This window comes from Streptococcus infantis (assembly GCF_047463315.1).
Taxonomy (GTDB): Bacteria; Bacillota; Bacilli; order Lactobacillales; family Streptococcaceae; genus Streptococcus; species Streptococcus infantis_AB.
In genome coordinates this window covers 27801-54306 of the sequence record NZ_JASHEB010000004.1, presented here as the reverse complement: position 1 = coordinate 54306, position 26506 = coordinate 27801, and the positions used below count along the sequence as shown (strand labels likewise).

Genomic DNA, 26506 nt, shown 5'->3' with positions numbered 1-26506 from the left:
TTTCGAAAAAGATTGATAACCTACATTATAAAAACAAGAATATTTTTTGTCTTTATGATAGAATACAATTACTATGAAGAAAATATTTTTAACAATACTAACACTTATTTCATTTGGTTCGACTACAACTGTATTTGCTCAGGATTTTGATGTTGCTGCAAAACACGCCATCGCTGTTGAAGCTAATACTGGTAAGATTTTATATGAAAAAGATGCTACTCAACCTGTAGAGATTGCCTCTATCAGTAAGTTGCTAACTGTTTACTTGGTATATGAGGCCCTAGAACAAGGTAAAATCACTCTTTCCACTCCGGTAGAAATATCTGATTATCCTTACCAGCTCACGACTAACTCCGAAGCAAGTAACGTTCCTATGGAAGCTCGTAACTATACTGTTGAAGAATTGCTTGAAGCAACATTGGTATCTAGTGCCAATAGTGCAGCTATCGCTTTATCAGAAAAGATTGCTGGATCCGAAAAAGACTTTGTTGACATGATGAAGGCTAAACTGCTTGAATGGGGAATCCAAGATGCGACCCTAGTCAATACAACTGGTCTAAATAATGAAACTCTTGGGAATAATATCTATCCTGGTTCTAAGAAAGATGACGAAAACAAGATGAGTGCCTATGATGTGGCTGTCGTTGCACGTAATCTTATCCTCAAGTATCCTCAGGTTCTAGAAATCACTAAGAAACCTTCTTCTACTTTCGCTGGGGTGACCATTCATTCTACAAACTATATGTTAGATGGAATGCCTGCCTATCGTGGTGGTATAGATGGTCTTAAGACTGGAACAACTGATAAAGCAGGAGCTTCTTTTGTCGGTACGACTGTAGAAAAAGGAATGCGTATCATCACAGTCGTTCTGAATGCTGACAACCAAGATAGTAATCCTTATGCTCGTTTCACTGCAACTTCAGCTCTTCTAGATTATATCTCATCAAATTTCGCTCTTCAAACAATCGTCAATCAAGGGGAAAGCTATCAAGATAGCAAATCTCCAGTTTATGACGGGAAGCAAGATACTGTTACAGCAGTCGCTAAAGAAGATATAAAAATCGTTCAACGTCTCGGCAGTAGAGCACAGTCATCTGTTACTTATACACCTGATAGTACTGAGCATACTGCACCACTTGAGGCAGGTACAGTGGTTGGTCATCTGACTTATGAAGACAAAGACTTAGTTGGTCAAGGTTATATTACTACTGATAATCCAACCTTTGATATGGTTGCTGAAAAAAATGTTGAAAAAGCCTTTTTCTTAAAAGTATGGTGGAATCGTTTTGTTCGATTTGTAAATGAAAAATTATAAAAAAATCGCGAGAAATCGCGATTTTTTCTTTATTGATTTTTTGATAGTGTAGAGTTTTTATAGCCATAAGTAAAGTAAATAATAACTCCTACTGCTAAGGCTAATACAAATGCTATCCAAGTTTCAAGAGTATATTGAAGCATGAAGGACAGACAAATCAGAATAGACAAGATTGGTAAAAAAGGTACCAGAGGAGTTTTAAATTCTCCCTCTTTAGGTTCTCCCTTGTCTTTTCTTAATTTGATAATTCCATAAGCTAGGAGAATGAGATAAGCTAAAGTACAGATGTTTAGAAAGGCTGCGATACTTGATAGAGGGAAGATCCCAGCTGCAATTGCTGAAACAAGACCTGTTAAAATGGTCGCATTCTTTGGAACACGACTTGTCTTAGTCACTTCTTTAAAAGTCTTAGGCAACAACCCATCACGAGCCAAACTATAAATCATTCGAGACAAGGCGTATGTCATTGAAATACATACTGTAATCAAAGTAAAAATAGCAACCAGAGAAACATAATTAGCCGCCCAACCAATACCAATGCTTCTAAGAGCAAAAGCCACAGCATCATCAACATTGAGCTTGCTATAGTGAACAACACCAGTCAATACTAGGGTAACCAAAGCATAGAGAATGGTTACAATCATCAAGGATAAAACAATTCCACGTGGAATATTTTTCTGAGGATTTTGAATTTCATCAACTGCCATAGAAATGGACTCAAAACCTAAGAATCCAAAGAACATGAGCGAAGCACCTGCCATAATCCCAGTGCTTCCACCATAAATCTGCCCAAAACCAAATGGAGCAAAGTCTAACCAATTTTCAGGTTTAATGTACCAGACTCCAACTAAGATGAATAAAGCAAGAGCAGAAAATTTCAAGACTACTAGAATGGAATTAAAGCGCAAAGCTGTTTTTGAATTTAATAAGACAAGACCAGTAACAAGAAGAATGACTAAAATTGGCAGGAGATCAATATAGCTACCTTGTGCTTGGTTAAATGTCCCATTTAGAGCTTGAGGCAGAGAAATTCCATAATGACTAAGCAAACCTTTAAAGTAAGCAGCCCAACCTGAAGCCACACCAGAAACAGCTGTCATAAATTCCATAATGGTTAGCCAACCAGCTATCCAAGCTGGAAATTCTCCCAAAACCACATATAAATAACTATACGCCCCACCAGTTGCTGGTACACGAGATGCAAACTCTGCAAAAAAGAGAGCAGATAAGGAAACACAGATAGCTGAGATAACGATAGATACAACAAGGGCTGGACCTGCTAATGTAGCTGCAGCTGTTCCTGTAATGGTAAAAATACCTGTTCCCACCATGGCCCCAATTCCCAAGAGAATTAAATCCCATAATTTCAGATGACGATGCATCTCTGTTTTACCTAGACTTACGTCTTTGGTTCTAAAAATATTCATAATTCATCTCCACTAACAATAATTGTTTTATTTTACCATAAAAAATGGAATTTGTGAATATTTATAAAATTGTATATAAAAAACTGAACAAATTTGTATTTGTTCAGTTTTTATTTATAATGTTTATCCGACAGATCCTTCCATTTCATAGCTAATCAAGCGGTTAAGCTCAACTGCATATTCCATTGGTAGTTCTTTGGTGAAGGGCTCTACAAATCCCATGACAATCATCTCGGTTGCCTCAGATTCTGACAAGCCACGACTCATGAGATAATAGAGTTGTTCTTCTGAAATCTTAGAAACCTTAGCTTCGTGTTCCAAAGCTACTTGTGAGTTGTGGATTTCATTAAATGGAATGGTATCTGATGCTGACAAGTCATCCATGATAATGGTATCACACTCAATGTGAGAAACAGATTTCTTAGAGTTCTTGTTAAAGGTTACTTGTCCACGATAGTCAACCTTTCCTCCACCTTTAGCGATGGATTTAGACACGATTGACGAGCTTGTATGTGGTGCATTGTGGATCATCTTGGCACCAGTATCTTGGTGTTGCCCTGCATTGGCAAAGGCAATCGAAAGCATGGTACCACGCGCTCCTTCTCCATCTAGGTAAACAGATGGATACTTCATAGTCGTTTTTGCACCCAAGTTTCCATCAATCCACTCAACAGTCGCATCTTTCAAGGCTTTGGCACGTTTGGTTACCAAGTTATAAACGTTGTCAGACCAGTTTTGAATAGTCGTATAACGCATATAAGCTCCGTCCAAAGCAAAGATTTCTACAATAGCAGCGTGCAAGCTGTTGCTTGAATATGTTGGCGCTGTACATCCTTCTACGTAGTGGACGCTTGCTCCCTCATCAACGATAATCAAGGTACGTTCGAACTGACCTGTATTTTCGTTATTGATACGGAAGTAGGTTTGAAGTGGAATGTCTACTTTCACACCTTTTGGCACGTAGATAAAGGTTCCTCCAGACCATACTGCTGAGTTGAGGGCAGCCAACTTGTTATCTGTTGGCGGTACTAACTTCGCAAAGTATTGTTTAAACAAGTCTGGGTATTCCTTGAGGGCAGAATCTGTATCTGTAAAGATAATTCCTAACTTCTCAAATTCTTCCTTCATGTTATGGTAAACCACTTCTGACTCATACTGGGCTGAAGCTCCAGCTAGATAGGCACGCTCAGCTTCAGGAATCCCGATCCGTTCAAAGGTTTCTTTGATTTTTTCAGGAACGTCATCCCAAGAACGGGCTGGTTTATCAGATGGTTTTTGGTAGTAGATCAAGTCATCAAAGTCAATCTCTGACAAGTCTGCTCCCCAAGTTTGCATGGGCATTTTTTTGAAGGTTTCATAAGATTTCAAACGGAATTCCAACATCCACTCAGGTTCTCCCTTAGCAGCTGATAGTTCACGAATGACATTTTCATTCAATCCTTTTCCTGTTGATAGGACAGGCTCTACATCGTCATGGAAACCAAATTTATATTCACCAAGATCAATTGGTTTTGGTTCTACTCTTTCTTCAGCCATAATATCCTTTCTTTCATTCTTTATTTCTAATGATTTATAAGACAAAGAAAGCTTGTCTTATTTGTTTTCTTGGTCTTCAATTGTTTTTTTAAGGGCATTCCAAGCTAGGGTTGCGCATTTAATTCGTTGAGGGAATTTGGCAACTCCTGATAAGAAAGCTGCATCTCCAAGTTGATCTTGACGCTCATTCTTTTGACCTTGAACCATTTCAGAAAAAATGGTCGCAAGCTCTAGGATTTCTTGCTTGGTCTTTCCTAAAACTGCATCTGTCATCATACTAGCAGAGGCAGTTGAAATGGTACAGCCTGAGTTTAGAAAAGCAATATCTTCCAAACGGTCCTCTGCATCAAACTTAACAGAGAGATTAATCACATCACCACAGGTTGGATTGTTAAGACTGATTTGTTCAGCATCTACTAACTTTCCTTGGTGATGGGGATTTTTCGAATGATCTGCTACCACTGCCATATAAAGGCTATCTAGTTTAGAAAGTGCCATTGAAAAACTCCTTTGTCTTTTGTAGGGCATCGACCAACTTGTCGCAATCAGCCTTGGTGTTGTAGATATAAAAACTAGCGCGAGCTGTCGCAGGGACTTCCAAATACTGGAGCAAGGGTTGGGCACAATGGTGACCGGCACGAACTGCTACACCTTCATAATCCAGAGCTGTCGCAAGGTCGTGAGGATGAAGGTCACCTAGGTTAAAGGCAATGACACCTGAACGTTGAGCCAAATCTTGCGAACCGTAAATGGTCAATCCTTCAATTGCCTGTAATTTTGGATAGACATATGCAATCAGTTCTTGTTCATGAGCTTCAATGGCATCCATACCAATCTTTTCAAGATAATCCACGGCAGCTGCAAGTCCAATAGCACCTGCCATATTGGGAGTTCCAGCCTCGAATTTCCAAGGCAATTCCTTCCAGCTAGCAGATTGCTCATAGACGAAATCAATCATCTCGCCACCAAATTCAACTGGTGACATTTGCTCCAGATATTTTTCTTTACCGTAAAGGACACCAATACCAGTCGGACCAGCCATCTTGTGACCTGAAAAGGCGAAGAAGTCCACATCCAAGTCCTGGACATCAATCTTCATATGTGGTGTAGACTGAGCACCATCCACCACCATAATAGCTCCAACTTCATGAACCATTTGCGTGATTTCTTTGATAGGATTAACTACTCCAAGAACGTTTGATGCGTGAGCTAGGGAAACGAACTTGACCTTGTCCGTCAATCTAGAACGCAAGTCATCCATATCCAGAGCTCCATCTTTGAGATAGACATAAACAAGCTCTGCCCCAGTCTTTCGGCAAGCTTCCTGCCATGGAATAATATTGGAATGGTGTTCCATGATAGAAATCAAGACTTGGTCTCCCTCAGTCAAGACTTCCTCAGCGAAACGTGCCACCCAGTTGAGACTAGTCGTCGTTCCTCTGGTAAAGAGAAGTTCCTTTGTAGAGCCTGCATTGATAAATTTACGAATGGTTTCACGAGCAGCTTCGTAAGAAGCTGTCGCACGCTCTGCCAAGGTGTGAACACCTCGGTGGACATTGGCATTGTCCTGCTCATAGTAGCGGTTAATGGCTTCCAGAACAGCTAGTGGTTTTTGTGTCGTCGCAGCATTATCCAAATAAACCAGAGGTTCGTCATTAACAATCTGGTTTAAAATTGGAAAATCCTTACGAATCACTTCTACATCTAACATAGGCTTCCCCTTAGCGTTTTGACAATTTTTCTTCGATCGTCGCAATCATTTCATCACGAACTTCCTTGACTGGGATCTCAACGATAACGGATCCAAGGAAACCACGTACAACCAAGCGTTCTGCAGTTGCTTGATCTAAGCCACGACTCATAAGGTAGTACATATCTTCTGGATCTACTTGACCGATAGAGGCTGCGTGTCCTGCAGTGACATCATTTTCATCAATCAAAAGAATTGGGTTAGCATCTGAACGAGCTTGGTCAGAAAGCATGAGAACACGACTTTCTTGTTGAGCATCTGCTCCCTTAGCACCCTTGATGATGTGTCCGATACCGTTAAATGTCAAGGTTGCTTTTTCAAGGATAACTCCATGTTGAAGGATATTACCGATAGAGTTGCAACCATAGTTAGTCACTCGAGTATCAATCCCTTGAACCTGACGGCCACTTGAAAGAGCAACAACCTTAAGGTCTGCATGGCTACCATTACCAATCAAGTCACTATCAAAGTCAGCAACGACATTTCCTTCGTTCATGACACCGATAGCCCAGTCAATACTTGCATCGTTGCCCAATTTCCCACGGCGGCTAATGTAGGCAGTAACATTTTCACCTAGACGGTCAATCGCTGCAAACTTCACTTGTGCGCCTGAACGTGCAATGACTTCTACCGTGATATTAGCAGTTGCTTTAGCACTTCCTTCACCACGTGACTCTAAGCGTTCAAGGTAACTAATCTTACTGTTCTTACCAGCGATAATGAGGATATGCTTGTTAAATGGTACATCGCTATCGCTGTCTTGGTAGAAAATACCTTCAATTGGTTCTGTGATTTCTACGTTATCTGGAATGTAGAGAACAGCACCACTGTTAAAATATGCTGTATGGTAGGCTGCCAACTTATCATCATCGTATTTCACTGATGACATGAAGAATTCTTCTACAAGTTCTGGGATTTCTTCTAAAGCTGAATGGAAGTCTGTAAAGACCACTCCTTGTTCAGCCAACTCAACTGGAATTTGTTCGAAAATAGTTTGAGTTCCAACCTGCACCAATTTCAAGTGATTATCTAAAGCAGTGAAATCAGGAACATTTGCTGACGGTTCACTTTCTGTAATAGTTCCATCACCAAGATTCCAACGGTGAAATTTTACACGCTCAATGACTGGCAATTCCAAACTCTCAATCTTATCAAAAGCTTTTTGACGGAGGTCTGACAACCAGCTTGGTTCAGCGTGCATTTCTGAAAAAAGTTTAATAGTTTCTTTAGTCATTTACTTCTCCTAAAAGATACGAAGGAATTACAATTCTTCCTTGTAGTCATAGCCAAGTTCTTCAGCTAGTTTCGCGTATCCTTCACGTTCCAAGCGTGCAGCTAATTCTGGACCACCAGAAAGAACAACACGACCTTCCATCATAACGTGTACCACATCTGGTGTGATATAGTTCAAAAGACGTTGGTAGTGAGTAATGATCATAGCACCAAAACCTTCACCACGCATAGCATTCACACCTTTTGAGACAACTTTAAGGGCATCAATGTCAAGACCAGAGTCAATCTCATCTAAGAGGGCAAAAGTTGGTTCCAACATCAAGAGTTGAAGAATTTCGTTACGTTTTTTCTCACCACCTGAGAAACCTTCGTTGAGGTAACGCTCTGCCATTTCTTCTTTCATGTTGAGCAATTCCATTTTTTCGTCTAACTTAGTGATAAATTCACGAACTGAAATCTTCTCATCATCTTCTTTACCAGCATTCATAGCTGCACGAAGAAACTCAGCATTTGTAATCCCAGGAATTTCTGATGGATATTGCATGGCAAGGAAAAGTCCCATACGCGCACGTTCATCCACTTCCAATTCAAGAATGTTTACACCGTCAAACAAGACTTCACCTTTAGTGACTTCATAGTTTGGGTTCCCCATAATAGCAGCTGAAAGAGTAGACTTACCGGTACCATTTGGTCCCATGATAGCTGCAATTTCTCCTGTTTTAAGAGTCAGATTGACCCCTTTTAAAATTTCTTTTCCTTCAATTTCAACGTGAAGATCTTTGATCTCTAATACTGACATGATTGTTCCTTTCTTTTCATCCTTTTTACTGTATTTACCAGAAATTTAACCTTTTTAAATCTCTAGAAAAACACGGTAAAATGTCAATAAATATACCTTAATAGTATAACAAAAAAAAGCCTAAAAGGCTTTGATTTTGTCTAGAAGCTAGGAGCTACTTCTTCCCTTGAAAATGATCATCTATAGCGCTCACAATTTTACCCATGATATAACTCACGCGAAAATTTCTCAGGATCAAAATAGCCCAAAGCAAGGCCACGATATACCGTTGCTCCATGATGGATTCATTAAAGAAATAAGTCTCAGCAGCAGTAAAGAAGGCCATGATAATAAATTGTTGTCTGTTCATAGTCTTTTACCACCAATTCCTTTTAATCTTCAGCTATAGTCACTTTATCTGCTAAAAATTCAAATCCTTGAGGAAGTATGGACTCTTCAGTCTCTTCCTTCACGACTTGTTCTTGAGAACCTTTAGCTCTGCTTGAAAATGCAGCTCGAACTTCCTTCCATTCTTCCATAGAAATAGCAAGAATCTCTGGAGAAAATCCAGCGGCACGACTAAGAATATTGCCAAACATGGTGTTAAGATTGTCTCGTTTCATGGTTTGACCAGCATTGAAATTCGATTCAAAAGCCAAAATCGCATGATGTTCATTAGCCGCAACTGGTTTAGAACCAGCTAAGAGTGCCTTATCTGGACCAGATAAGCTTTCAATGACTTCTCCCCAAGCATTCTGAAGACGGATTAAGTTTTGACGGGCTAAGTCTGGATTTTCTACTGCTTCTTGAAGAATAGACTGCACCTTATTTCGGTCTACACGATAGATTGACTTACTGTTAGTCGGACGACTTGGTGTAGAAACAGTTTGTTTGGGATTAGAACCAACATTGGCAAGAGCTTGTTTTAATCGTGCAACTTCTTCTCGAAGAGAAGACAATTCCTCAGCCACTTCACCTGAAAGTTCTGGTTGAGAATCAATTTCTGCTAAACGAATAGTCATCATTTCTGCATAAATTTTAGGTTGTAGGCTAGCCTTAATATCAGCTAGACTTTTAGTAGCAAGACTGATCATCTCAAACAAGACATCCTGCGGAAGAGCTAAGTTTCTCTCAAATACATCACTATGATGTGTATTTTCTCCGCCTGCTTGAACAATTAAGATATCACGTAGATATTGCAGCAAATCGACTACAAAACGCGTCATGCTCTTTCCATTCTCAAAAATCAAATCAAGATTTTGAAGGGCTCCCGGTACATCCTTTTGAGCTAAAGCAGCTACGTAATGATCCAAGGCACTTAAACTAATGGTACCAGTGATTTCTTCTGAGACTGCAGTTGTCAGTGTAGCTTCTTGGGTTAAGCTTAACGCCTGGTCTAGAATTGACAAGGCATCCCGCATCCCACCTTCAGCTCGTCGAGCAATAATTTCAACAGCTTCTGTTTCGTAATCAATCCCTTCTTTTTCTAAAATCTGGAAGATATGATCTCGAATATCCTGAGTCTTAATGGACTTGAACTCAAATCGTTGAACACGAGACAAAATAGTTGCAGGAATTTTATGAAGCTCAGTCGTTGCCAAAATAAAGACTACATTTGGAGTTGGTTCTTCCAGTGTTTTCAAAAGGGCATTAAAGGCACCTGTCGAAAGCATATGAACCTCATCAATGATATAAACCTTATACTGAGCTATACTTGGAGCATAAGTTGATTTATCACGAATATCACGAATTTCATCAACCCCATTATTAGAAGCAGCATCCATTTCGATAACGTCTTCTAAACTTCCATCCGTAACAGCTTGACAGATATAACAGTTATTACAAGGTTCTCCCCCTACTTGATTAGGGCAGTTCATAGCCTTAGCAAAAATCTTAGCTACACTAGTCTTACCAGTTCCACGAGGCCCTGAAAATAGGTAGGCGTGACTAATCTTATCCTGTTCCACAGCCTGTTTAAGAGTTCTAGCAACAACTTCCTGGCCTACTAACTGTGAAAAATTTTGACTTCTATATTTTCGATAAAGCGCCTGATACATTATGCTTTCTCCTCAAACATTGAAAATTTCCATTCTGTCTTATCTAGTAAAATGGACACAAACTCTTCTAAATAGCGTTGATCAATTTCATCATAATCATCAATATGAGATGAGTCCAAATCTAATACACCCAGAAGCTGTCCATTTTTTACCATTGGAAGTACGATCTCGCTACGAGCACTACTATCACAAGAAATATAATTTGGATAAGTCTTGACATCACCAACGATAACTGTTTGACGGCTAGCCGCTGACTCACCGCAAACTCCTTTTCCGAGAGCGATTCTAACACATGAGACTCCACCCTGAAAAGGGCCTAAAATAAGCTCATTTCCGTCATATAAATAGAAACCTGCAAAGACAGTACGAGGAAAGTTCATTTTTAAGAGAGCACTAGCATTTGATAGATTAGCCAACACATTGGTCTCACCTTCTAAAAGACTAGAGAGTTGTTCATTTACAATTTGGTAAATTGATTCTTTTTCGGAATGTAACATAAATCCATTATATCAAAAAATACTAGTTGAAAAAAGAAAAATCCCTTGTTTTACAACAAAGGATTTATAATTAGTTCTGATTGATTAAAGTTCGATGTCTCCGAACAAGTCAGCCATTGAGAATCCTGTTTGAGTTTCAGGAAGCTCAAAGTCACGTTTTTCTTGACGTTTTGGACGACGTGGACGTGGAGCACGTTTTTCTTCGTTTTGTCCTTCTTCTTGAGCTGGACGTTCTTCAAGAGCTTTGATAGAAAGTGATACACGTTCTGCATCAGCATTAACATCAAGAACTTTAACAGTAACTTCTTGACCAACTGTAAGAGCTTCTTTTGGATTTTCAATACGTTTGTGTGAAATTTGTGATACGTGAACAAGTCCATCGATACCTGGCAATACTTCAACAAATGCACCGAAGTCAGTCAAACGTTTAACTGTACCTTCTACAACGTCACCTTTAGCCAATTTTTGCTCAACGCCATCCCATGGTCCAGGTGTTGTTGCTTTAAGTGAAAGTGATACACGTCCTTCTTCTTCGTTAAGGTCAAGGATCTTCACTTCAACTTCTTCACCAACAGTTACAACTGATTTTGGTGAAACGTTACGTTCGTGTGACAATTCAGTCAAGTGAACCAATCCATCAACACCACCAAGGTCGATGAACGCACCGAAGCTTGTGATACGAGCAACTTTACCAGTTACTACATCACCAACAGCCAATTTACCGAAAACTTCAGCACGAGCTGCTGCAGTAGCTGCTTCTACAACTTCACGACGTGAAAGGATGAAGCGGTTTTCTTTAGGGTCAACTTCTTTGATTTTAGCTTCAAATTCTTGACCTACAAAACGCTCAGTGTTACGTACGAAACGAGTATCCAACATTGAAGCTGGGATAAATCCACGCAAACCTTCAAATTCTACTGAAAGTCCACCTTTAACAGCGCGAGTTCCTTTAACTGTAACAACTTCTTCTTCGCGTCCTACAAGTTTGTCCCATGCTTTGCGAGCTTCAAGGCGTTTTTTAGATACAAGGTATGTTACTGTATCAGTATCTTTACCAACTACTTGACGAAGTACAAGAACATCAAATACTTCACCTACTTTTACAAAGTCATTGATATCAGCATCGCGATCGTTTGTCAATTCGCGAAGAGTCAAGACACCTTCAACACCAGTTCCAGAGATTGCAACGTTAGCTTGATTAGCATCAACTGTCAATACTTCAGCACTAACAACATCACCAGGTTCAACTTGGCTAACGCTATTTAGCAAATCTTCAAATTCATTCATCTAAAAAATCCTCCAACAATCAAGTCTTTTTAACTTGACATACTTATAATTTTTTTCCTAAGCACCCGCAACGACATGAACATCTCGAACGTCCTTCAATTATAAAAATAAAATACCCTAAGATATTTTTCTTTTTATCTTGAATTTATTACCTAAGAACTGGGGTAGCTGGATTCGAACCAACGCATGAGGGAGTCAAAGTCCCTTGCCTTACCGCTTGGCTATACCCCATTGATGATATGGAGAGAGAGGGATTCGAACCCCCGAACCCGAAGGAGCGGATTTACAGTCCGCCGCGTTTAGCCTCTTCGCTATCTCTCCGACAATCAACGAAAACTATTATATCATGAAAATTTGCAAAAAACAAGCATTATTTTGCTAAATTATAGTTCTCAATCAATATTTCCACAGCTTTTTCAAGATTTTTGTAAAAACTATCGACATTTCCATTCTTTATGATTGCAAATTGGTCATCTAGTTCGGCAATTTCACCGATTAACTTTTTACCAATCATTAAAGTATAACCATCGTACTTATCTTTTCCAACTACTACTTTAGCATCTGATAATTGAATCTCAATTTTTTTATCTTTTTTGCTCATACCATACCTCTTTTCACTTTTTCTATTTTACAAGAAATTCCCTAATCTAGCAAGAAAAAACTCTCTATCATGCTTATCTTGACAGAGAGTTTAAGGAATATTTTTTAATTTGAAAATTGAATCATTAGTGAGTCGTCCCTCCGACCAATTTCAAATCTTTATCTTTATGGTCTACGATAGCACCAATCGCAGCTTCGATACCTCGGACAATATCTCTTAAGCACATGGATGCAGTATTAGGCTTATTTACCACTTGTTCTGTCATATAGGGAATATGCATAAAGCCTGCTCTCATATTAGGAAATTTCTTATCCGCTAAATAGAGTGCCTGATACATCAAATGGTTGCAAACAAAGGTTCCAGCTGTATTGGATACTGAAGCAGGTAACCCTTCTTCTTTTATGGCTTGTACCATTGCTTTGATAGGAAGTGTGCTAAAGTAGGCAGCTTCTCCATCAAGGCGAATGGGAGTGTCAATCGGTTGATTTCCTTGGTTATCTGGAATTCTAGCATCATCTTGATTAATAGCAACTCTCTCAGGAGTTAAACTTGCTCTTCCTCCTGCTTGTCCGATGCAAAGCACCACATCTGGGTGGTATCGATTTATTTCTGCTTCTAAAACCTCTGCTGATTTATAAAAGATTGTTGGGATTTCTACCCAATGGAGCTCTGCACCATTGATTTCAGACGGTAATGATTTAACAGCTTCTAGAGCTGGATTGACCTTTTCACCACCAAAAGGATCAAATCCTGTAACTAATATTTTCATTTTATTTCCTTTACTAAAATGCCAAAAAGTACATCAGAAATACATGTATGATAATCATGACAATAGCTACTCCTACTTGCGCTTTGATAACGCCATTTGGATCTTTCATATCCAAAAGGGCCACAGGTAGAGTATTAAAATTGGCAGCCATTGGGGTTAATAAAGTTCCACAACAACCTGCTGTCATAGCAAGAGCACCCGCCATGATTGGATCTGCTCCCAAGGAAAATACAAAGGGAACACCAATTCCAGCAGTAATGACAGTAAAGGCCGCAAAGGCATTTCCCATAATCATAGAAAATAGAACCATCCCCAACACATAAGCCACTACACCCATCAACCGACTCCCTGAAGGCACAAAACCACTTATCAGATGTGACATTAAATCTCCAACTCCAGCTACAGTAAAAATAGCCCCCAAAGCTCCTAAAAGTTGGGGAACAATCCCACTAGTTGAGACTTGCTGAACCATGCGATTGTTTTCTGATAATAAGCTTTTAGGAGAACTCTTAGTAATCAATAAAAGAGAGATGGTTGCAAAAAATGCTGCAAGGCTGATAGCAATCTTACTAAAGTCAGGAATCATTTTTGCTAATACCAAAGCAATCAAAGCCATCAACATGACTGGAATAAAAATTTTATTCTTCAACCGTTTAGCTTCAATATTTGCCTTGACTTCATTCAGAGACGGTAAGGTTCCGATACGAACCTGTTTAAAGAGTGTTAGTAGGGCTAAGAGCACTACGATAATTCCAATACAGATAGATGGTAGATAGGAACCACCAATAAAACTGATTCCCAATAAAGCCCAAAACCCAGCTGTTCCATATCGAACTGGGTTTGTTTTGTCTTTATAGCTACAATAGGCCGTGTGAAGAAATTGACAACCAATCACAATATAGGTTAACTCTAATAACTGTCTTGCTAGATTGGTCATTCTTCTTTTCCTTTACTAAGCTTATTCGCTAGCAATTTTCTATCAAATAAGTAATTGTACAGCCCTACCACAAGCAAGGCAACTCCTGCAACAATAAGAGAAGCCGAAGCGATCCCTGTATAATTACTTTCGTAACCTAATTGGTCCAGAGTGCCCCCAACTAAGAGGACACCACCTGCACCAACGAAAGTGTTCTGAGCAAAGAAATTTGCAAAATTATCATTTGCTGCTGCACGCGCTTTTAGCGCTTCGCTCTCCTGCTCCGTTAATTTTCTACCTAATTGTGACTCTGCCGCTGCTTGTCCCATGGGTTGAACCAGAGGCCTTACAAACTGCGGCTGCCCTCCGATACGAATGGCAAAGAACCCGTCGAGTTCCCGAAAAAAGAAATAAACGGTATAAAAACTTCCTACGGTCAGCCCCTTTATCCTTTGAATCAAGTCAATCGAACGTTGCTTGAGGCCAAAAGTTTCAGATAAACCAACCAAGGGCAAGGTTACCATAAAAATCGTCAGAACTCGTTGATTACTAAATTCTCTTCCTAAAATTTCCAAGAACTCAACAAGAGATACTCCAGAAACTAGAGCTGTAACTAAACTAGCTAAGACTACCGTTGCGATGGTATCTAATTTATAGATAAAACCAACCACAATGATAACTATCCCTATTAGTTTAATCCATTCCATATAGGCCCCTTTATTCCAAAAATACTAGTCTGTTTTATTTGACATGACTTTCTAGTTCTTTTTGGTATTTACTGTTTGATTCCAATTTTTCTTTTTGCCATTTTTCAAGAGCTGCTTGATATTCTTTAGCAGATACAATCTCTTTTTGCAATTTCATTCCCTTGAAGATATATGGATCACCCTTAATACCTACTTGTGAGTATGGTTTAGAGAAAGGAACAACGTTGCTGACAACTGGTGAACCACCTGATGAAGCGGTTGGCATTAGGAGAGAGCTATCAGTGAGCCATGCTTGAGCTTTAGCATATTTTTCATATCTCTTGTCCAAATCGTTTGTTTCAGAAACTGCATCATCCAAGAGTTTCTTATATTCGTCCAGACCAAGTTGAGCTACTACTTCCTTGTCTTTACCTTTCGTAATACCAAGGTGTTTCATAGCAGAACCAGTCTTAGGATCCATGATATTAAGATAACTTGCTGGGTCTTGGTAGCTTGGAGCCCATCCAGTACTGTTCAAGTCATAGTCTTTTTGAGCTGGAACACGCGCTTGCGATGTAATACTTTCCTTTTCGTTATCGGTCATCTGAAGGACATCAATCACGACATTTTCAGAACCAAGAGTTGACTCGATTGATTGTTTGAAGGAATTGCTTTGTTGAACGGCAATTGTATCTGTCTGTTCAACCGGCACATCCAAATGAATTGGGAAGGTTACACCTTTTGCTTCCAATTCTTTTTTAGCTTTCTCGAATGAAGCCTTAGCTTTGTCAGGATTGTAGATAGTATCTTTTCCGTCTACAAGCTCAACGCCTTTCCATTGGTCTCCATAGTTGACCAATTCTGCTTGAGCGATATCACCAAAGTTTTTACCGCCAGATTGTACAAAGTTATCTGGGACTAGACTGTTACGAATAATCTTGTCCGCACCATCTTCACCATTAAGCTGAGCAGCATAAGAATGACGGTTGAAAGCAAAGTTAATTGCCTGGCGGAAGTCCTTGTTCAACATCGCTTCTTTTGTAGAAGTTTTTTCTTCTTCACTTGTTTTCGCAGTCTTATTGTATGATTGACGGTTTACGTTAAAGGTAAAGTAATAACTCGTTGAATCTTGTGGACTGTATGTGATTTTATCTCCGTATTGTTCTAAAGTCGAAGCAAAGTTTGAGCTACTTGGGAAGATACGAGCTGTTGTATAAACACCTGATGAGAAACTACGAATCAAGGATTCTTGGTCTGATCCATCATAGTAGGTCAATTTAACTTTCTCAATTTTAACCTTCTCTTTATCCCAATAATTTGGATTCTTTTCGTATTCGATTAAAGATTTTGAAGTCAATGTCTTCAGGATATACGGACCGTTATAAAGAATACCAGATGGACTTACTGCTCCGTAATTCTTACCTGAAGCTTTGAGGAATTCCTCGTTTACCGGCAACATGGTTGCTGAAGTCACTTTTGAATTCCAGAAACTTTCAGGTGCATTAAGAGTATACTGGACTGTGTAGTCATCCAATGCCTTAACCCCAACTGTAGAGAAGTCATTAGTCTCACCAGTCATATATTCATTCAAGCCCTTAATGGAGTTTTGAATAAGAGTGACACCGTCTGATTTACCATCTGCTACGTGTTTTAATCCAGTAACAAAGTCATGCGCAGTTACTTCAGCGTATTCTTCACCCTCTGAGGTATACCATTTAACTCCTTTACGAAGTTTATAAGTATAAGTCAAACCGTCTTGTGAGACACTCCAGTCTTCTGCTAGTGAAGGAACCAAATTTCCATATTCATCGTTTTCCAACAATCCATCAACAACGTTACCAATAATATCCGTTGTTGAAGTACGAGTTGCAATACTGTAGTCCAAAGATGATGGGTCTACTCCATATACATAAGAGAAAGTTGTAGGAGCATCTGCTTCCTTGTCAGCTTTACCACAAGCCACAAGAAGAACTGCTGTACTCAGGACAACTCCTGCTGTTAACATCCACTTTTTCGTTTTCATAAAGATCTCCTATAATAATTTTTAATCTACTTTTACAATCCAGCCTTCTGGTGCTTCAATATCACCAAACTGGATACCTGTCAATTCATCGTATAGTTTACGAGTCACTGGACCAACCTCTGTTTCACTGTAGAAAACATGGAAATCATCACCGTGTTGGATTCCCCCAATAGGTGAGATTACTGCTGCTGTTCCACAGGCACCTGCTTCTACAAATCGATCAAGGCTGTCAATTGGTACATCTCCCTCAACAGGCTTCAAGCCCAAACGATGCTCTGCCAAGTAAAGTAATGAGTACTTGGTAATAGATGGTAAGATTGATGGACTCAATGGCGTTACAAACTCATTATCAGCTGTAATTCCAAAGAAGTTTGCTGAACCAACTTCTTCAATCTTGGTGTGGGTTGATGGGTCTAGATAAATAACATCTGAAAAATGACGGGATTTAGCCATTTTTCCTGGCAAAAGACTAGCGGCATAGTTACCACCGACCTTGGCAGCTCCTGTTCCATTTGGCGCAGCACGGTCATACTCATCTTGAATCAAGAAGTTTGTTGGAACCAACCCACCCTTGAAATAGTTTCCAACTGGCATAGCAAAGATAGTGAAAATATACTCCTCGGCTGGTTTTACCCCGATGATATCTCCGACACCAATCAAGAGCGGACGAAGGTAAAGGGTTCCACCAGTTCCATAAGGTGGTACGTATTCTTCATTAGCACGAACAACTGCTTTACAAGCCTCTACAAACATTTCTGTTGGCACTTGAGGCATCAAGAGACGATCACAGGTACGTTGGAGACGTTTAGCATTTTCATCTGGACGGAAGAGTTGAATACTGCCATCCTTTGTACGATAAGCTTTCAATCCTTCAAATGCTTGCTGTCCATAGTGAAGACTTGGAGATGATTCTGAAATATGCAAGGTTGCATCTTCTGTTAATTCTCCTTGAGTCCATTGTCCATTTTTAAAATAAGCGATATAACGATAAGGTAGTTTCATATAGGAAAAACCGAGATTTTCCCAATCGATCGTAACTGTCATGACAATCTCCTTTATTCTAATCAAGCTTTGTGTTCTATTCTACACTATTCTCCTAAAAATTCAAGCATTATTTGTAATTTTCTGAAAATTTTGCTTATAAAAAATCAGTCACTAGGACTGATTTTCTTCTTAATTTTCTTTATCTTCTTTAAAGACTTCTTTGAGGTAGGCATCGAAAACTTCCTCGTCTGAAATAGTATCTGAGATAAAGCTTCCATTACTTGTGCGCTCTGATAGATTCAAATCTTGCAGAATTGCTTCGTAAATTGTTCCATTATTTGATTGAATAACAAGAGTTTGTTCGCCATCTTCTACTTCTGTACTAAAAAGATCTCCGATAAATCCTTGTTCTGAGACAGAACCGGCCAAGAAGACGCGATGTGGTTTACTCTTCAATTCTCTCAGAACTTGAAGGCCACGCTTAGCACGACTGGTTGCTGGAATCTCCTCTGTTGAAACACGTTTCAAGCTTCCACGTTGCGTTAACAGATAGAAGGATGAAGTATTGCAGATAAAGGCGGCTTGAAGCTCATCATCTGCTTTCAGATTCATAGCTTTAACACCTGCAGCCTTGGCTCCAACAACTGGAACCTCTTCGATATTAAAGCGAAGGGCATATCCATTTTTACTAATCAACAAAACATTATCCAATTTAATCGGAGCAACTGCTACAATCTGGTCACTATCGTCTTTCAACTTGGCATATTTGACCGATTTAGAACGATAGGTTCTCCATGGAGAGAATTCTTTGCGTTCGACACGCTTGATTTGTCCAAGGCGAGTCGCTGCAAAGTAGGTCGTCGCATCATCAAACTGATCCACAACTTCTACGTATAGCACTTCTTCATTGGTTTCAAAGTTTGTAATCGTTTGGCTCAAGTGCTCCCCGATATCTTTCCAACGAATATCTGCTAATTCATGGACAGGACGGTAGATAACATTTCCTAGTGTCGTAAAGATTAAGAGATGTTGAGTTGTCTTAACAGATTTGATAAATAGCAATCGGTCATCATCCCGTTTACCAATTTCCTCTAACGTTGAAGCTGAGAAAGAACGAGGGCTAGTACGCTTGATATAGCCAGCCTTCGTCACGCTGACGTATGTATCTTCTTCAGCGATAAGGCTAGCTGTATCAATCTCGATCACTTTTGCTGTATCTTCTAAAGAACTCAAACGAGGAGTCGCAAACTGTTTCTTGACCTCACGAAGTTCTTTCTTCATGAGATTGTACATAGTCCGTTCGTCACCAATGATAGCCGCCAGCATAGCAATTTTTTCGCGAAGTTCTGCTTCTTCTTCCTGCAAGACAACCACGTCTGTATTGGTCAAACGATACAGTTGCAAGGTAACAATAGCTTCAGCCTGCTCTTCAGTAAAATCATAACTGACCTTGAGGTTTTCCTTGGCATCAGCCTTGTTCTCAGAAGCACGGATAAGAGCAATGACTTCATCTAAGATAGAGATAACACGAATCAAACCTTCCATGATATGGAGACGTTTTTCAGCCTTTTCCTTGTCAAAGCGAGAACGTGCTAAGATGACCTCACGACGGTGGGCAATATAGCTAGATAAGATAGGCACAATCCCAACCTGACGAGGAGTGAAATTGTCAATCGCCACCATGTTAAAGTTGTAATTGATTTGTAGGTCAGTATATTTGAAGAGATAGTTAAGAACGAGCTCGGTATTAGCGTCTTTCTTGAGTTCGATAGCGATACGAAGACCGTCACGGTCAGACTCATCACGAACCTCAGCAATACCAGCCACCTTGTTATTGACGCGAACATCATCGATTTTCTTGACTAGATTAGCCTTATTGATTTCATAAGGAATCTCAGTGATAACGATTTGTTCCTTACCACCTTTAAGCTTTTCAATCTCTGTTTTGGAACGAACGACCACGCGCCCTTTACCAGTTTCATAGGCCTTCTTAATTTCGTCACGTCCTTGAATAATCGCTCCTGTAGGGAAGTCTGGCCCAGGCAAGAATTCCATGAGCTTTTCAACCTTAGCAGTCGGGTGATCAATCATGTAGACTGTCGCATCGATAACTTCAGCCAAATTATGCGGTGGAATATCTGTCGCATAACCAGCTGAAATACCTGTCGAACCATTGACTAAAAGGTTTGGAAAGGCTGCTGGTAAGACAGTTGGTTCTTTCTCGGTATCGTCAAAGTTCCAAGCAAAGGGAACTGTCTTTTTCTCGATATCTTGAAGAAGGTAACCTGCAATCTCTGACAAACGGGCCTCGGTATAACGCATAGCTGCAGGCGGATCTCCGTCCATAGAACCATTGTTACCGTGCATTTCAACCAGAATCTCACGGTTCTTCCAGTCCTGAGACATACGAACCATAGCATCATAAATAGAACTATCTCCATGTGGGTGGAAATTACCCATGATGTTCCCGACTGACTTGGCAGACTTACGGTAGCTCTTATCAAAAGTATTGCCATCCTTATTCATCGAATAAAGAATACGGCGTTGAACCGGCTTCAATCCATCCCTAATGTCTGGTAAAGCCCGGTCTTGAATGATGTACTTGGAGTAGCGACCAAAGCGCTCTCCCATGATGTCCTCTAAGGACATATTTTGGATATTACTCATATAAGATACAAAGGGACGTTTCGGCTTGCCGAAAATTTCTATAGAAAAATAGGAAATCGATGCAGGGTTCGATGAACCCAAGGCGATTTATCTTTTTTCATAAGAAATTAGTCCCGTGTTCAGTTACCTCTAGTAACCAAACTATCCTTTCTGTAGTTTAAAGTTTTGAATTGTGTTCTGTATTTTCTTAGTGATTTAGAAGGTTTTCCTCAGCATACTCAATCATCTTCTCAGCTACTTCTTTTTCATACTTAAATCCCATCTTTTGAGCAAGACTTTGAGCTTCTTGGTGGAAAAGTTGTATAGTTGCTAATAAAGACTGAGTGATTTTGTCTAAACTTGAGAAATCAAGAAGAGCAGAGAATTCCTTCTCCTTCTCAGCAGGCAAGTAGTTAAAGAGGTACTTGTAGTTCTTACCGATGTCGACTACTCCTCTATCTCTTGCGACCTTCCAAGCTAAGATTTTCAAGAGTTCTTGCTGACAAATACCGTAGAGATGGTCAGTAGCATAAATGATTTGCTTACGACAAATTCCTTTGACCACGTAAGTTGACACCCACCAAAATTCATTGCAAGATTTGTCAAAGTCAGTCGCACTGGCTGGTGCCGTCCAATAGCGCTTAGGCGTCGGTGCATAAGGGACAAAGAGCCCCTGCGGGTCATTCAGCACCGTGAAATCTGCTTCACTATCCACCCACTCTTTGATGTGCTCTTTGGGGCAGAGGGTCAAATCGATCCGATTGCCATCCTCAAAGAGCATGAGATAAAGGCGACGGTGTTCCAGTACATTATACTGTTCAATCAAGCGTTTGCCAAACCGATTCAACCAAGCAAGGTCGGCTATCAGACCATCCAAATCCTCCATGATATAAACTACATCATAGTCTTGGAACTCGTCCTTGGGAGCCTTTGGGTTTGTCCGCGAGCCGGACATGGCGACTGCATCGACCTGTAGCACTTTTGCGGTTTGCAAAATCACATCAAACATCTCGGTTTCAGTTCTCATGGGAATACCTACCTTTTTAGTGGAAACTCTTGATTCTGTAGAGGACATGTCTATAAAGCGGACTATCTGCTGGAACTTTTTCATTATCAAATTCTTTGGCAAATTCCATGCTCAGTTTTTGCATGACTTTTTGCGAAAGTTGATTGAGTAAGGATGTAAAAGAGTAAACTTCTGACAAGCCAGCTTGCTGAAAAGCAAAGTCTAGACAAGCTTGGGCAGCCTCCGTCGCATAACCATCTTGGCTAGTTCAAGCGAATCTGTCAGACCCAGTTTGTTGTCAAGCGTCATTGGCTGTCTCCTTTCATTCAGATTTTCTAAATCCTGTACCAACAGGCTTAAAACTTATTGACCGATAAAATCCATCTGCTTCTGATATTAATTCAATCCGTGTCAAAGGATATTTTTTGTGGATTTCCTCAATCAGCTGCTGTCCCAGTCTTTTTCTACGGTGGGATTTATCAATAATTATTTCAGCTAAAAAGGTTGTCATCACTTCATCTGTCAAGTAGCGGGCAAAACCAAGGATTTTCTGGTTCTCTTCAACTACCAAGTAATGGGACAGGTTTGTTGAAAATAATGATATCACTTTTTCCTCTGTAAAAGAAATCCATTTTTCATTTTGATAAAGGGCATAAATAGCTTGACAATCTTTTGTGCTTGCAGGTCTGATTATCATTCTCTACTCCTTTCAAATCCGATGCGACCACTAACAATTTTTCAACTCAAATTTAGTTATATTCTAGTTGCTCTCCCTCGTCTTCTTAGGTGGCTTGCGTTTTTTATAGTGGTTGCGGATGGTGTTGAGGTGGTCGCGAAGATTGACCATGTGAGTTCTTTCGGGATAAGCATAAGCACCGATGGCAGTAAAGTCCACAAGGAAATCATAGATTTCCTACAGCTTGAGGCGGACGGTCTTATTCTGGCTGGGAGCCTTGCCCTTGAGCTCAGTCAGTCGCATAGATGACTTGCTTACGACAAATTCCTTTGACCACGTAGGCTGACACCCACCAAAATTCATTACAAGATTTTTCAAAATCCGTCTTACTAGCTGGGCTTATCCAGAAACGCTGAGGACTGGGAGAATAAGATTCAAACAAACCCTTCTCATCTACTAAAACTGTGAATCCTGCCTCACTATCCACCCACTCGTTGATATGTTCTTTAGGACAGAGGGCTAGATCAATGCGATTCCCATCTTCAAAAAGCATGAGATAAAGACGGCGATGTCCTAGAATATTATGTTGCTCAATGTTACGTGTACCAAACTGGTGCAACCAAGCAAGATCTCTTATTAGAGTGTCTAAGTCGTCCACAACATAGACTACGTCGTAATCCTGAAACTCATCTTTTGGTGCTTTTGTATCAGTACGTGAACCAGATAGTGCCACAGCATCAATCTGTAACTTTTTAGCTGTTTCTAAAATCAGTTCAAGTATTTCCTGGTCAGTTCTCATGTGGTTCTTCCTCAGTGGTCTCTATGTTCTGAATAACAGCATCTTCATTTCTTTGCTGAAGAAGCTTCTGAACTCTTTTTCTTTCAAGCTCTCCGACTATAAATTGAATGATAGAACTAATTCCAAAAAATGGTAGCAGCAACATAATTCCCATTTCTTCCGTCAGCATTAAAAATAGGAAATTAATAACTGAAAATATTTCTAAAAACCAGGCATTTAGCCTAAGAAGTTTTGAGTAACTACTAGGATAATGTTTGAGATGTTTATTGCTCTTATAAATAGCTGTGAATCCAAAAGCTAAGCTAGCTGGTGTGAAAATAAAAATGTCAAAAGTATAGAATAGCAAACCTGCATAAGGATTGGATCTAAAAGGATTATCAAATAAAAAGACACAGGCGGTTACTATAGCTAATAGTAAGAATTCAAGAAAGCGAATTTTCTCAGGTTTTCCTTGTTTAGCTGTTATAAACATAACTGCACCTATAGCTATAACTATCGCAAGAAAAGGAGTATGATACAATAAACTTATCATGATGTATACCTCTTTTAAAGAGCCAAGATTATTAAGAAGGAAAATCTACTTAAAACACAGTCGCTTCTTCCAGCGTAAACTTGACATTGTCTTCGATCCACTTGCGACGTGGTTCGACCTTGTCTCCCATGAGGACGTTTACGCGGCGTTCAGCGCGTGCTAGATCTTCGATTGTAACACGGATAAGAGTGCGAGTTTCTGGATTCATGGTTGTCTCCCAGAGTTGGTCCGCATTCATCTCACCAAGACCTTTATAGCGTTGGAGGGTGGCTCCTTTGCCAAACTGCTTACGAAGTTCTTCTAGCTCTCCGTCCGTCCAAGCGTAGGCCACTTCTTCTTTCTTTCCTTTCCCTTTGGACATCTTGTACAGAGGCGGAAGAGCGATATAGACATGTCCTGCCTCGACTAGTGGCCGCATGTAGCGATAAAAGAAGGTTAAGAGAAGGGTTTGAATGTGGGCACCATCGGTGTCCGCATCGGTCATGATAATGATCTTGTCATAGTTAGCATCTTCAAGGGAGAAATCTGCCCCAACACCAGCACCGATGGTATAAATCATGGTATTGATTTCTTCATTTTTGAGGATATCTGCCATCTTGGCCTTGGCTGTATTGATGACCTTACCACGAAGAGGCAAAATAGCCTGAAACTTGCGGTCACGACCTTGTTTGGCAGAGCCACCGGCAGAGTCCCCCTCGACCAGATAGAGTTCGTTCTTAGCTGGATTCTTAGACTGGGCTGGGGTTAATTTACCAGAAAGCAATCCCTTATCTTTTTTGTTTTTCTTGCCATTTCGGCTCTCATCACGCGCTTTTCGTGCTGCTTCACGGGCATCACGAGCCTTGATAGCTTTACGAATCAGATTTGAAGCTAATTCCCCATTTTCCATAAGGAAGAAAGTCAGTTTTTCAGCAACAATACTATCAACGATTGGACGAGCTAGTGGACTTCCAAGTTTATCCTTAGTCTGTCCTTCAAACTGAAGATGTTCCTCAGGAACCAAGATAGAAAGAACAGCTGCCAATCCTTCACGGTAATCTGAACCTTCAAGATTTTTATCTTTTTCTTTGAGAAGGCCTGTCTTACGGGCATAGTCATTCATAACCTTGGTGATGGCTGACTTAAGTCCTGTCTCATGCGTCCCACCGTCTTTTGTACGGACGTTATTGACAAAGGATAAGATGTTATCTGAAAAGCCATCATTATACTGTAGGGCTACTTCTACTTGAAAACCATTGTCTTCCCCTTCAAAGTATAGAACTGGCGTCAAGGTTTCCTTGTCTTCGTTGAGGTAGGAAACAAAGTCTTGTACCCCGTTCTCATAATGGAACTCGATTGCTTCATCTGTTCGCTTGTCCGTTAATGACAAGGTTACATTCTTCAAGAGAAAGGCTGACTCATTGAGACGCTCTGAAATAGTATTGTACTTGAAGTCTGTCGTAGAAAAGATACTGGCATCTGGCATGAAGGTAACTTTAGTACCTGTCTTAGACTTAGGTGCCGTTCCAACCTTTTCAAGAGTTGTTACTGGCTTCCCACCATTTTCAAAACGTTGTCTATAAACTGCGCCATCACGAGTAATTTCTACCTCTAACCAACTAGAGAGGGCATTGACGACAGAAGATCCAACCCCGTGGAGACCTCCTGATGTCTTATATCCACCCTGACCGAATTTTCCTCCGGCGTGAAGGATGGTAAAGATAACCTCGACTGTTGGAATGCCCATAGCATGCATTCCAGTCGGCATTCCACGTCCGTGGTCTTGAACCGTTAAACTTCCGTCTTTATTAATGGTCACATCGATCCGATCACCAAATCCAGACAAGGCCTCATCGACAGCATTATCGACGATTTCCCAGACAAGGTGGTGGAGACCAGCACCATCGGTCGAACCGATATACATCCCTGGACGTTTCCGGACCGCATCCAACCCTTCTAACACCTGGATGGCATCATCATTATAATTGTTAATATTGATTTCCTTTTTTGACACAAGGAACCTCCTATTTGTTCATCTTTACTATTTTACAGGTTTTCTAGGGATTTTGCAAAATTTTCAAGTTAAAAAGCCTATTCACAAGTCCTTTTTAGTAAAAAAAGCACTCATTTCCACCCTAAAAAAAGAAACCAAGACAAAATCTTAGTTTTCTTTTCCTTTAATTTGGTTTGTAGCCACATCTTCACCAAACCATTTCTTGCTTATTTCTTGGAATTTACCTTCTTGATAAAGGTCTACAAAAGCTTTATTCAAATTTGCTAACAAGGTCTTATCAGCTGGTCTCACACCAACTGCAAAAGACTCACTCTCAAAACCAGCAGGAAAAATCTCATACTGGTCTAAAATTCCTTCAGTTTCAAGATAATAATTGGCGTAAACACGGTCAATTAAAAGGGCATCAATCCGATCATTTTGCAAGTCAATCAAGGCTTCGTTAAAACTCTGATATTGGTTGGCTTTTTTATCTTTTACGATATTTTTTAAGAGTTCTGGTTGGGCTTCGAAATCTATATAACCAGAAGATCCTGCCTGGGCACCCAAAACCTTGCCTGTCATATCTGACACTGATTGTATATTCTGAGATTTCTTAGAGACTAGAACCTGCTGATTCTCCATGTAAGGAATGGTAAAAGCAACCTTCTCACGGCGTTCATCAGTCGCTGAATATCCATTCCAGATAGCATCAATGGTGCCGTTTTGAAGTTCGGTTTCCTTCATGTCCCAATCAATGGGTTGAAACTGTACCTTGAAACCAAGTTTCTCAGAAACAGCCTGTGCTAAATCAATATCAAATCCAGCATATTGCCCATTCTTTTCTTCAAAACCCATGGGAACAAAGGTATTGTCAAACCCGATGGTAATGGTTCCCTGTTCTTGGTATTTGTCCCAATTATCGACTTTGGGATCACTAGCTTTTTGTGTGCATCCTACCAGGAAAAAAGCCAGAAAGAATACCAAAACAAGGCTGATTTTCTTTCGATTCATCGATA

At 40.1% G+C, this 26506-nt stretch carries 23 protein-coding genes, 2 tRNA genes and 3 pseudogenes; 1 reads left to right on the top strand and 27 read right to left on the bottom strand.

Going from position 1 to position 26506, the window contains the following annotated elements:
• Positions 1-73: 73 nt before the first annotated feature.
• Positions 74-1315, top strand: coding sequence for a D-alanyl-D-alanine carboxypeptidase PBP3 (gene pbp3, locus QM857_RS05460; RefSeq protein ID WP_414253754.1), 1242 nt, complete (start codon positions 74-76; stop codon positions 1313-1315).
• A gap of 29 nt (positions 1316-1344) precedes the next feature.
• Here pbp3 and QM857_RS05455 read toward each other — a convergent pair whose 3' ends face one another.
• The 27 genes and pseudogenes from QM857_RS05455 to QM857_RS05325 form a co-directional block, all read right to left on the bottom strand.
• Positions 1345-2742 (bottom strand): APC family permease, encoded by a 1398-nt coding sequence (locus QM857_RS05455; RefSeq protein WP_414275312.1) that lies wholly within the window; start codon positions 2740-2742, stop codon positions 1345-1347.
• Positions 2743-2865: 123 nt separating this feature from the next.
• Positions 2866-4278, bottom strand: a complete 1413-nt coding sequence (gene sufB / locus QM857_RS05450; RefSeq protein WP_414275311.1) for a Fe-S cluster assembly protein SufB — start codon at positions 4276-4278, stop codon at positions 2866-2868.
• Positions 4279-4335: 57 nt separating this feature from the next.
• A complete protein-coding gene (gene sufU, locus QM857_RS05445; protein ID WP_414275310.1) occupies positions 4336-4776 on the bottom strand; it encodes a Fe-S cluster assembly sulfur transfer protein SufU in 441 nt (146 codons plus the stop codon).
• Positions 4763-5989, bottom strand: coding sequence for a cysteine desulfurase (locus QM857_RS05440; protein WP_414275309.1), 1227 nt, complete (start codon positions 5987-5989; stop codon positions 4763-4765). Before QM857_RS05440 ends, sufU begins: the two co-directional genes overlap by 14 nt.
• Positions 5990-5999: 10 nt before the next feature.
• Positions 6000-7262, bottom strand: a complete 1263-nt coding sequence (gene sufD / locus QM857_RS05435; RefSeq protein ID WP_414275308.1) for a Fe-S cluster assembly protein SufD — start codon at positions 7260-7262, stop codon at positions 6000-6002.
• A 27-nt stretch (positions 7263-7289) separates the two neighbouring features.
• Positions 7290-8060, bottom strand: a complete 771-nt coding sequence (gene sufC / locus QM857_RS05430) for a Fe-S cluster assembly ATPase SufC (RefSeq protein ID WP_000114489.1) — start codon at positions 8058-8060, stop codon at positions 7290-7292.
• A gap of 154 nt (positions 8061-8214) precedes the next feature.
• Entirely contained in the window at positions 8215-8409 is a 195-nt protein-coding gene (locus tag QM857_RS05425; protein WP_006153320.1) for a DUF3272 family protein, read from the bottom strand.
• Between the two features lie 22 nt (positions 8410-8431).
• Entirely contained in the window at positions 8432-10096 is a 1665-nt protein-coding gene (gene dnaX, locus QM857_RS05420; RefSeq protein ID WP_414275307.1) for a DNA polymerase III subunit gamma/tau, read from the bottom strand.
• Positions 10096-10593, bottom strand: a complete 498-nt coding sequence (locus QM857_RS05415) for a GAF domain-containing protein (RefSeq protein WP_414275306.1) — start codon at positions 10591-10593, stop codon at positions 10096-10098. Before QM857_RS05415 ends, dnaX begins: the two co-directional genes overlap by 1 nt.
• Before the next feature lie 84 nt (positions 10594-10677).
• Entirely contained in the window at positions 10678-11880 is a 1203-nt protein-coding gene (rpsA, locus tag QM857_RS05410) for a 30S ribosomal protein S1 (RefSeq protein ID WP_006145742.1), read from the bottom strand.
• Between the two features lie 159 nt (positions 11881-12039).
• Positions 12040-12111, bottom strand: a tRNA-Gln gene (locus QM857_RS05405).
• A 9-nt stretch (positions 12112-12120) separates the two neighbouring features.
• A tRNA-Tyr gene (locus tag QM857_RS05400) sits at positions 12121-12201 on the bottom strand.
• A gap of 49 nt (positions 12202-12250) precedes the next feature.
• A complete protein-coding gene (locus tag QM857_RS05395) occupies positions 12251-12481 on the bottom strand; it encodes a DUF2969 domain-containing protein (protein ID WP_006148690.1) in 231 nt (76 codons plus the stop codon).
• 124 nt (positions 12482-12605) lie between these two features.
• Complete coding sequence (gene pcp, locus QM857_RS05390) at positions 12606-13250, bottom strand: pyroglutamyl-peptidase I (RefSeq protein ID WP_414275305.1); 645 nt, start codon at positions 13248-13250, stop codon at positions 12606-12608.
• A 13-nt stretch (positions 13251-13263) separates the two neighbouring features.
• Entirely contained in the window at positions 13264-14187 is a 924-nt protein-coding gene (locus QM857_RS05385) for a DUF979 domain-containing protein (protein WP_414275304.1), read from the bottom strand.
• On the bottom strand, positions 14184-14873 hold the full coding sequence (locus QM857_RS05380; RefSeq protein WP_414275303.1) for a DUF969 domain-containing protein: 690 nt from the start codon (positions 14871-14873) through the stop codon (positions 14184-14186). Before QM857_RS05380 ends, QM857_RS05385 begins: the two co-directional genes overlap by 4 nt.
• 34 nt (positions 14874-14907) lie before the next feature.
• Positions 14908-16875, bottom strand: coding sequence for a peptide ABC transporter substrate-binding protein (locus QM857_RS05375; RefSeq protein WP_414275302.1), 1968 nt, complete (start codon positions 16873-16875; stop codon positions 14908-14910).
• A gap of 21 nt (positions 16876-16896) precedes the next feature.
• Entirely contained in the window at positions 16897-17919 is a 1023-nt protein-coding gene (locus QM857_RS05370; RefSeq protein ID WP_247921418.1) for a branched-chain amino acid aminotransferase, read from the bottom strand.
• Between the two features lie 129 nt (positions 17920-18048).
• Positions 18049-20526, bottom strand: coding sequence for a DNA topoisomerase IV subunit A (gene parC / locus QM857_RS05365; RefSeq protein WP_414275301.1), 2478 nt, complete (start codon positions 20524-20526; stop codon positions 18049-18051).
• 187 nt (positions 20527-20713) lie between these two features.
• Positions 20714-21532: an aminoglycoside 6-adenylyltransferase gene (locus QM857_RS05360; protein ID WP_414275300.1), complete on the bottom strand. Its 819-nt coding sequence runs from the start codon at positions 21530-21532 to the stop codon at positions 20714-20716.
• A gap of 16 nt (positions 21533-21548) precedes the next feature.
• Positions 21549-21767: pseudogene (locus QM857_RS05355) on the bottom strand (GNAT family N-acetyltransferase); the annotation flags it as partial.
• A 66-nt stretch (positions 21768-21833) separates the two neighbouring features.
• The gene (locus tag QM857_RS05350; RefSeq protein WP_414256801.1) at positions 21834-22208 is read right to left on the bottom strand and encodes a GNAT family N-acetyltransferase; all 375 of its coding nucleotides are present in this window, start codon (positions 22206-22208) and stop codon (positions 21834-21836) included.
• Between the two features lie 63 nt (positions 22209-22271).
• Positions 22272-22487 (bottom strand): annotated as a pseudogene (locus QM857_RS05345) (hypothetical protein); the annotation flags it as partial.
• Positions 22480-22986, bottom strand: a pseudogene (locus QM857_RS05340) (aminoglycoside 6-adenylyltransferase); the annotation flags it as partial. The pseudogenes QM857_RS05345 and QM857_RS05340, both read right to left, overlap by 8 nt.
• Positions 22976-23518, bottom strand: coding sequence for a hypothetical protein (locus QM857_RS05335; RefSeq protein WP_414275299.1), 543 nt, complete (start codon positions 23516-23518; stop codon positions 22976-22978). The pseudogene QM857_RS05340 and the gene QM857_RS05335, both read right to left, overlap by 11 nt.
• Positions 23519-23567: 49 nt before the next feature.
• Positions 23568-25511, bottom strand: a complete 1944-nt coding sequence (gene parE, locus QM857_RS05330; RefSeq protein ID WP_254724071.1) for a DNA topoisomerase IV subunit B — start codon at positions 25509-25511, stop codon at positions 23568-23570.
• A 147-nt stretch (positions 25512-25658) separates the two neighbouring features.
• The gene (locus tag QM857_RS05325) at positions 25659-26501 is read right to left on the bottom strand and encodes an amino acid ABC transporter substrate-binding protein (RefSeq protein ID WP_414275298.1); all 843 of its coding nucleotides are present in this window, start codon (positions 26499-26501) and stop codon (positions 25659-25661) included.
• Positions 26502-26506: the final 5 nt, after the last annotated feature.